A 6,811-nucleotide genomic window follows, 5' to 3' on the forward strand; every position below is an offset into this window, starting at 1 on the left:
GGCGGCCGCGCCGGCCCGCGGGGGCGGGCCGGCGGCGGGTCAGGCGCCGCCGCAGTCGGGGTCGCGGTCGTAGCGGCGCTGCATTTCCTCCGGGTCGATCGCCTCGATGCTGTGGCCGATGTTCCAGCGGTGGCCGAACGGATCGATCACCGTGCCCGAGCGCTCGCCGTAGAAATGGTCGCGCGGCGCCATCGCCAGCTGCGCGCCGGCGGCGACCGCACGCGCGACCACGTCGTCGGCATCGTCCACGTGCAGGTGCAGGGTGTGGCTGTGCCCGGCGCCGGCGACCGGGCGGCGGATGTCGACCTCGGGGAACTCCTCGCATAGCATCAGCGTGGTGCCGCCCAGGTCCAGCTCGACATGGCCGATGCGGCCGCCGGGCTCGACCAGGCGGAATTTCTCGGTCGCATCGAACACCTTGCAATAGAACTCGACGGCGGCCTGGGCGTCGCCGACGCAGAGATAGGAAAACAGTTCGTGCACGGCCATGGCGGGCTCCTGAGCGATGAGGTGGACGCAGCCTGCGCCCGGACGCGCCGCGCGTATTGGACGAAATTTACCCCAACCCGCCAGCATCGCCGGATGGCTCCCTGTAGGAGCGACGCAAGTCGCGACCGCGCAGCATCCGCTCGCGCCGAAAATCCGGAATCGGGATGGAATGCGCCAAGCGCGGGTTGCAGAGGGTTTCGCCGCAGGCGCAGTGTCGCGGTCGCGGCTCGCGCCGCTCCTACAGTCGCTTCGACGAACCCAGCGCACCTGTTTCCCGCTGTAGGAGCGACGCGAGTCGCGACCGCGCAGCAGCAGTTCGCGCCGCAACCGCAATCGCGCCGCTACGAACGCCCAGGCGAACGCATCGGCAAGTGATGCGGCGAAACCGCCCGCGCGGCCAGATACGCCCGCGGCGACACCCCGGCGAACTCGCGGAATTCGCGGATCAGGTGCGATTGATCGCAATAGCCGGTCGCCAGCGCCAGTTGCGCCCAGTCCGGCTGCGCCGTCGTCGCCAGCGCCGCCAGCAGGCGCTTGAACCGCAGCACCCGCGCGTAGCGTTTCGGGCTCAGCCCGGCGGCGTCGCGGAAGCCGGCGATGAAGCGGCGGTGGCTGCGGCCGCTGGCGTGGACCCAGGCGGCGACGCGCTCGTCGGCGTCCGCGGCCGGCGCCGCGACGCTGTCGAGCCGGCGCGCCGCGCGCAGGATCTGCGGATCCAGCCCGCGCACCGGCCGCAGCCGCGCGTGCAGGAACGCTTCGAAGCATTGCCGGCGCTGGATCGGATCGGTCAGCGCGGCCAGCCGCTCGTACCACTCGGCGGCCGCGGCCGCGCCGCACAGCGCGTCCAGGCCGACATACGCGCCTTCCAGCTCGCCCGCCGACACCCCGAACAAGGCCTGCGCCGCGCCCGGCCGCAGCACCGCGCCGACCGAGGCGGCCGGCTGCGAGGCGTCCTTGATGCAGTAACCGGCGCGCGCGCCGGCGACCACCGCCGGGCCGTGCTCGCGGCCGTGCGCATCGTCGGCGCCGGCGTACAGCCGCAGCGGCGGGCCGTCCAGGCGCACCGCCAGATGCATCGCGCCGCTGGGCAGCGAGTGCTCGCGCGCGTGCGCCGGCGCCGCGTCCGGGCGCGCGCAGGCCCAGACCGTTTCGATCCACGGCCGCAACGACGGCAGCCACGGCGCGCCGGCCGACACCGCGGCGCCCTCAGCCCTCGAACGGCGGCAGCTTGACCTTCACCGCCGCGTTCTTCAGCGTCACGTACTGCGGCAGGCCGTCGCGCCCGTACGGCGGCGGCGCCTCGCCGCGGATCAGCGGCTCCAGATACTTGCGCGCTGCCGCGGTGATGCCGTAGCCGTCCTTGCGGATGAAGTTCGCCGGCATCTTCTTCTCGCGGTTGGCGATCTTGTCCAGCGGCACCGGCTCGATCTTCCAGCGGTACGGCGCGTCGGAGCTGCGCACGATCACCGGCATCACCGAGTTCATGCCCTTGAGCGCGTACTCCACCGCCGCCTTGCCGGCCGCGCGAGCCTGTTCGACGTCGGTCTTCGACGCCAGATGCCGGGCCGAACGCTGCAGATAATCCGGCAGCGCCCAATGCACCTTGTAACCGAGGGCATCCTTGACCCGTCCGGCCAGGTGCGAGGCGACGCCGCCGAGCTGGGTGTGGCCGAAGGAGTCCTTGCCGCCGCCGGCGTCGGCGACGAAGCGGCCGTCCGCGGTCTGGATGCCTTCGCTGGCGACCACCACGCAGTAGCCGACGCGCTCGACCGTGGCTTTGACCTTGGCGAAGAAGTCGGCTTCCTCGTACGGGCGTTCCGGGAACAGGATCAGGTGCGGGGCCGCGTCGGCGCCGTCGCCGGCCAGCCCGGCCGCGGCGGCCAGCCAGCCGGCGTGGCGGCCCATGGCCTCGTAGACGAAGACCTTGGTCGAGGTTTCGGCCATCGCCGCGACATCCAGCGCGGCCTCGCGCACCGACACCGCGGTGTACTTGGCGGCCGAGCCGAAGCCCGGGCAGCAGTCGGTCACCGCCAGGTCGTTGTCGACCGTCTTGGGCACGCCGACGCAGGTCAGCGGGTAGCCGTATTCGGCCGCCAGCTGCGAGACCTTGAGCGCGGTGTCGGCCGAGTCGTTGCCGCCGTTGTAGAGGAACCAGCGCACGTCGTGGGCCTGGAACACCGCCAGCAGCCGCTCGTAGCGGGCGCGGTCGGCGTCCAGCGCCTTGAGCTTGAGCCGGCACGAGCCGAACGCGCCGCCGGGGGTATGGCCGAGCGCGCGGATCGCCGCGGCCGATTCCTTGGAGGTGTCGATCAGCTCCTCGCGCAGCGCGCCGAGGATGCCGTTGCGCGCGGCCAGGACCCGGACCTTGCGCGCCCGGGCGGCCTCGATGACCCCCGCGGCGGTGGCGTTGATGACGGCGGTCACACCGCCGGATTGCGCGTAAAGCAGGTTTCCGGCGATCTTGCCAGAGGATTTTCTGGCGGTTTTGGCAGTCGGCATGGGAATTCCAGGATTGGCGCCGGTTTGCGGTAAGCTGGCCGCAATATTCCGCCCGGCGGGTGGCAGGCCGCTTCGAGTGTAGCGCCGCCCCGCATCCAGGCCAGCCCAGCGCCGGCCGAACGGGCTCCACGGCCGCCGCCGCGCGCGACGGCCGTACGGATTTCATTTGTTTCTAGGAGCGATGTAGATGCGATTGGTACTTCTGGGCGCGCCCGGCTCGGGCAAGGGCACGCAGGCCGCACGGCTCAAGGACCACCTGCAGGTGCCGCACATTTCCACCGGCGATCTGTTGCGCGCCGAAGTCGCGGCCGGTTCCAAGCTCGGCCTGGAGGCCAAGGCGGTGATGGACGCCGGCAATCTGGTCAGCGACGAGATCCTGCTGGGCATGCTCGAGGACCGTTTCTCGCGCCCGGACACCCACGGCGGCTTCATCCTCGACGGCTACCCGCGCAACCTCGCCCAGGCCGACGCGCTCGACGCGCTGCTCAAGCGCATCGGCCAGCCGATGGACTTCGCCGTGCAGCTGGAAGTGCCGACCGACCTGCTGGTCCAGCGCATCGCCGGCCGCGCCGCCGAGCAGGGCCGCAAGGACGACAGCCCCGAAGCCGTGCGCACCCGCCTGAAGGTCTACGACGAACTGACCGCGCCGGTGATCGAGTACTACCGCCAGCACGGCCGCCTGACCGTCGTCGACGGCGTCGGCTCGCTGGACGAAGTGTTCACCCGCATCATCGAGGCGCTGGAACCCGCGCCGACGGTGGGCTGAAAGGCCTTGCTCCCTCTCCCGCCTGCGGGAGAGGGCTGGGGTGAGGGCCGCGAACGGCCATGCTCCGTCATCGTTCCAATCCAGATCCCGGTATTGAAGGCCGGGCGCAGCGGTAGGATGCTTTCGACGTCCGCCGGCGCGCGCGCGCCCTCACCCCATCCCTCTCCCGCAGGCGGGAGAGGGGGAGTTGGCGCCAGCGGGAGTCGCTTCGTTGGGCATTCGTAAACTCTTTTGGAACCTCGGATCTTGAAGCTCCATATTTTGGGCATCGCCGGCACCTTCATGGGCGGCGTCGCCGCGCTCGCGCGCGAACTCGGCCACGACGTGGAAGGCAGCGACCAGGCGGTATATCCGCCGATGTCGACCCAGCTCGAACGCCTCGGCATCGCCCTGCGCCAGGGCTACCTGCCCGAAAACATCTCCGCCGATTGCGAGCAGATCGTGGTCGGCAACGCGCTCTCGCGCGGCAACCCGGCGGTGGAGCAGGTGCTCGACGACGGCCGCCGCTACACCTCCGGCGCGCAGTGGCTCAGCGAGCGGGTGCTGCCGGGCCGCGACACCCTGGCGGTCGCCGGCACCCACGGCAAGACCACCACCACCAGCATCCTGACCTGGCTGCTGGAAGCCGCCGGCCGCGCGCCGGGCTTCCTGATCGGCGGCGTCGCCGAGGACTTCGGCGCGTCCGCGCGCATCGGTGCCGGCCGCGAGTTCGTGGTCGAGGCCGACGAGTACGACACCGCCTTCTTCGACAAGCGCAGCAAGTTCGTCCACTACCGGCCGCTGGTGGCGATCCTCAACAACCTCGAATACGACCACGCCGACATCTTCCCCGACGTGGCCGCGATCCAGCGCCAGTTCCACCATCTGGTGCGCACCGTGCCGCGGCGCGGCCGCCTGATCGTCAACGGCGAGGACGCGCGTCTGGCCGAAGTGCTGGCGATGGGCTGCTGGACCCCGGTCGAGCGTTTCGGCCTGGACGGCGGCGATTACGAATGGAGCGCGCGCCTGATCGCGCAGGACGGCAGCGCGTTCGCGGTGCTCCATCGCGGCGCCGAGATCGGCGAAGTGCGCTGGCCGCTGCTGGGCCGGCACAACGTGATGAACGCGCTGGCCGCGCTGGCGGCCGCGAACGCGGTCGGCGTGGACGTGGCGACGGTGCTGCCGGCGCTGGCGAACTTCCGCAGCGTCAAGCGCCGGCTGGAAGTGATCGGCGAAGCCGGCGGCGTCACCGTCTACGACGATTTCGCCCATCACCCCACCGCGATCGAGACCACCCTGGCCGGCTTGCGCGCGCGCGTCGGCGCGGCGCGGATCGTGGTGGCGATGGAGCCGCGCAGCAATTCGATGCGCCTGGGCGCGCATGCCGATGCGCTGGCGCCGTCGTTGCGCGAGGCCGACGCAGTGGTGTTCCTGCATCGTCCTGAGTTGGCGTGGGATGCGGGCAAGGTCGTCGCCGGCCTGCGCGGCGAAGGCGTCGCGGTCGCGGACGCCGACGCGCTGATCGCGGCGTTGCGCGAGCGCGTGCGCGCGGGCGACCACGTGGTGTTCATGTCCAACGGCGGTTTCGACGGCGCGCCGCGGCGGTTCTTTGCGGTGTTGCAGGAGCGCTGAATTCGGCGCGGCCGGCGGGGGAACGTTTTCGCCGGCTTGGGGCGTTGTGTTTCGATCTTTTGAATGCGTTTTTGCGACGGGGGAAGCTGCGTCGTCATCGAATTGGCGCGGTCGCGACTCGCGCCGCTCCTACAGGGTCTCCGGCCGGTTTCGTCTCTTGTAGGAGCGACGCAAGTCGCGACCGCGCCAACTCACCTGCGACGAACCTCGCCTAAGCCCGTTGGCTGCGCCTGACGACCCGCGAAGATCAAAGGCTTCCGTCCGCAAGCGGCCGGGTCACTTTCTTTGTCTTGCCGAAGAAAGTAACGGCGGTTTCTAAACTCAAGTGCATCACCCGCCGTAAGGTCGTGCACATGGGCCACCACTACACCCACCTGAGTCCCGAAGAACGCGGCGCCATCATGGCCTGGGTCCGCCAAGGTCTCAGCGCGAGACAAATCGCACGCGAGTTGCAGCGGGCGCAAAGCACCATCACCCGGGAGCTGCGCCGTAATGGCGGCCGCCCTCGCAATGGTCGTCCCCTGATCGGACGTCCGCGCAAGCGGCCGGGCTACGAGGCCGCCACCGCGCAGGCGCGAGCGTTGGAGCTGCGACAGCGCCCGCGGCGACGGCGCAAACTACGGGCCGGCACCGCGCTTTGGCTTCGGGTCGTGGCCTTGCTGCGCGCCGGCTGGTCGCCGCAGCAGGCCTCGCTCAAACTGCATCGACTGCACCCCGACGACCCGGCCTGGCACGTGTCCCACGAAACCATCTACACTGCCTTGTACGCGATGCCGCGCGGCGAACTGCGTCGCCAGTTCCTGCTGCGACACAAGCACGCGGCACGGCGACCGCAGCGCCGCACGCCCGACGGCCGAGGCCGAATGAGCGATCTGCCCAGCATTCACGACCGTCCGCCCGAGGTCGAGGAACGGTTGATCCCTGGCCATTGGGAGGGCGACCTGATCAAGGGGGCCCGCAACCAGTCGTCGGTGGGCGTGCTGGTGTGTCGGCAAAGTCTGTTCGTGATGTTGGTGCGGCTGCCCGACGCTACCGCCCAAGGCGTGCTGGAGGGCTTCACCCAGGCCTTCGCGCGGCTGCCGCCGAGACTGCGCAAAACGCTGACCTACGATCAAGGCAAGGAAATGGCCTTGCATCGTCAGCTCAGCAAGGGCTTGGGATTGAAGGTGTATTTCGCCGATCCGCACAGCCCCTGGCAACGCGGTCGCTGCGAGAACATCAACGGCCTGTTGCGCCAATACCTGCCCAAAGGGTCCGACCTGTCGGTGCACAGCCAGCAGGATCTGGACCGCATCGCCTGGCGGTTGAACATGCGACCGCGCGTGAGCATGGATGTGCGCATGCCGGCGGAGGTGTTCCTGGAAAAGCTGTATGGCCGCCCGGTGAACTTTTCCATTGAGGATGTGATTGCGGTGGGGTGATGCACTTGATGCTTGACCCCGCCAA

Annotated in this window: 6 protein-coding genes; 3 read left to right on the top strand and 3 right to left on the bottom strand. The window is 70.0% G+C overall.

Annotation, left to right across the window (positions count from 1 at the left end; genetic code table 11):
• Positions 1-39: 39 nt before the first annotated feature.
• The 3 genes from A7A76_RS11100 to A7A76_RS11110 all read right to left on the bottom strand — a co-directional run bounded on the left by A7A76_RS11100 (position 40) and on the right by A7A76_RS11110 (position 2,988).
• Positions 40-489 carry a VOC family protein gene (locus tag A7A76_RS11100; RefSeq protein ID WP_206411244.1) on the bottom strand — a complete coding sequence of 150 codons (450 nt, stop codon included), beginning with the start codon at positions 487-489 and terminating at the stop codon, positions 40-42.
• A 341-nt stretch (positions 490-830) separates the two neighbouring features.
• Positions 831-1,685 carry a helix-turn-helix domain-containing protein gene (locus tag A7A76_RS11105; RefSeq protein ID WP_206411245.1) on the bottom strand — a complete coding sequence of 285 codons (855 nt, stop codon included), beginning with the start codon at positions 1,683-1,685 and terminating at the stop codon, positions 831-833.
• A 10-nt stretch (positions 1,686-1,695) separates the two neighbouring features.
• Complete coding sequence (locus A7A76_RS11110) at positions 1,696-2,988, bottom strand: 6-phosphofructokinase (RefSeq protein ID WP_206411246.1); 1,293 nt, start codon at positions 2,986-2,988, stop codon at positions 1,696-1,698.
• A 187-nt stretch (positions 2,989-3,175) separates the two neighbouring features.
• Here A7A76_RS11110 and A7A76_RS11115 point away from each other — a divergent pair, with 187 nt between their 5' ends.
• The 3 genes from A7A76_RS11115 to A7A76_RS11125 all read left to right on the top strand — a co-directional run bounded on the left by A7A76_RS11115 (position 3,176) and on the right by A7A76_RS11125 (position 6,786).
• On the top strand, positions 3,176-3,754 hold the full coding sequence (locus A7A76_RS11115; protein ID WP_206411247.1) for an adenylate kinase: 579 nt from the start codon (positions 3,176-3,178) through the stop codon (positions 3,752-3,754).
• 243 nt (positions 3,755-3,997) lie between these two features.
• Positions 3,998-5,365 carry a UDP-N-acetylmuramate:L-alanyl-gamma-D-glutamyl-meso-diaminopimelate ligase gene (mpl, locus tag A7A76_RS11120; protein WP_206411248.1) on the top strand — a complete coding sequence of 456 codons (1,368 nt, stop codon included), beginning with the start codon at positions 3,998-4,000 and terminating at the stop codon, positions 5,363-5,365.
• 353 nt (positions 5,366-5,718) lie between these two features.
• Positions 5,719-6,786, top strand: coding sequence for an IS30 family transposase (locus A7A76_RS11125; protein ID WP_206411179.1), 1,068 nt, complete (start codon positions 5,719-5,721; stop codon positions 6,784-6,786).
• The last annotated feature ends 25 nt before the right edge of the window (positions 6,787-6,811 follow it).

The organism is Lysobacter enzymogenes, assembly GCF_017168095.1.
Taxonomy (GTDB): domain Bacteria; phylum Pseudomonadota; class Gammaproteobacteria; order Xanthomonadales; family Xanthomonadaceae; genus Lysobacter; species Lysobacter enzymogenes_D.

Coding starts and splice junctions, on each gene's coding strand:
- A7A76_RS11100 (WP_206411244.1), bottom strand. CDS start 489: ATGGCCGTGCACGAACTGTTTTCCTATCTCTGCGTCGGCGACGCCCAG.
- A7A76_RS11110 (WP_206411246.1), bottom strand. CDS start 2,988: ATGCCGACTGCCAAAACCGCCAGAAAATCCTCTGGCAAGATCGCCGGA.
- A7A76_RS11115 (WP_206411247.1), top strand. CDS start 3,176: ATGCGATTGGTACTTCTGGGCGCGCCCGGCTCGGGCAAGGGCACGCAG.
- A7A76_RS11125 (WP_206411179.1), top strand. CDS start 5,719: ATGGGCCACCACTACACCCACCTGAGTCCCGAAGAACGCGGCGCCATC.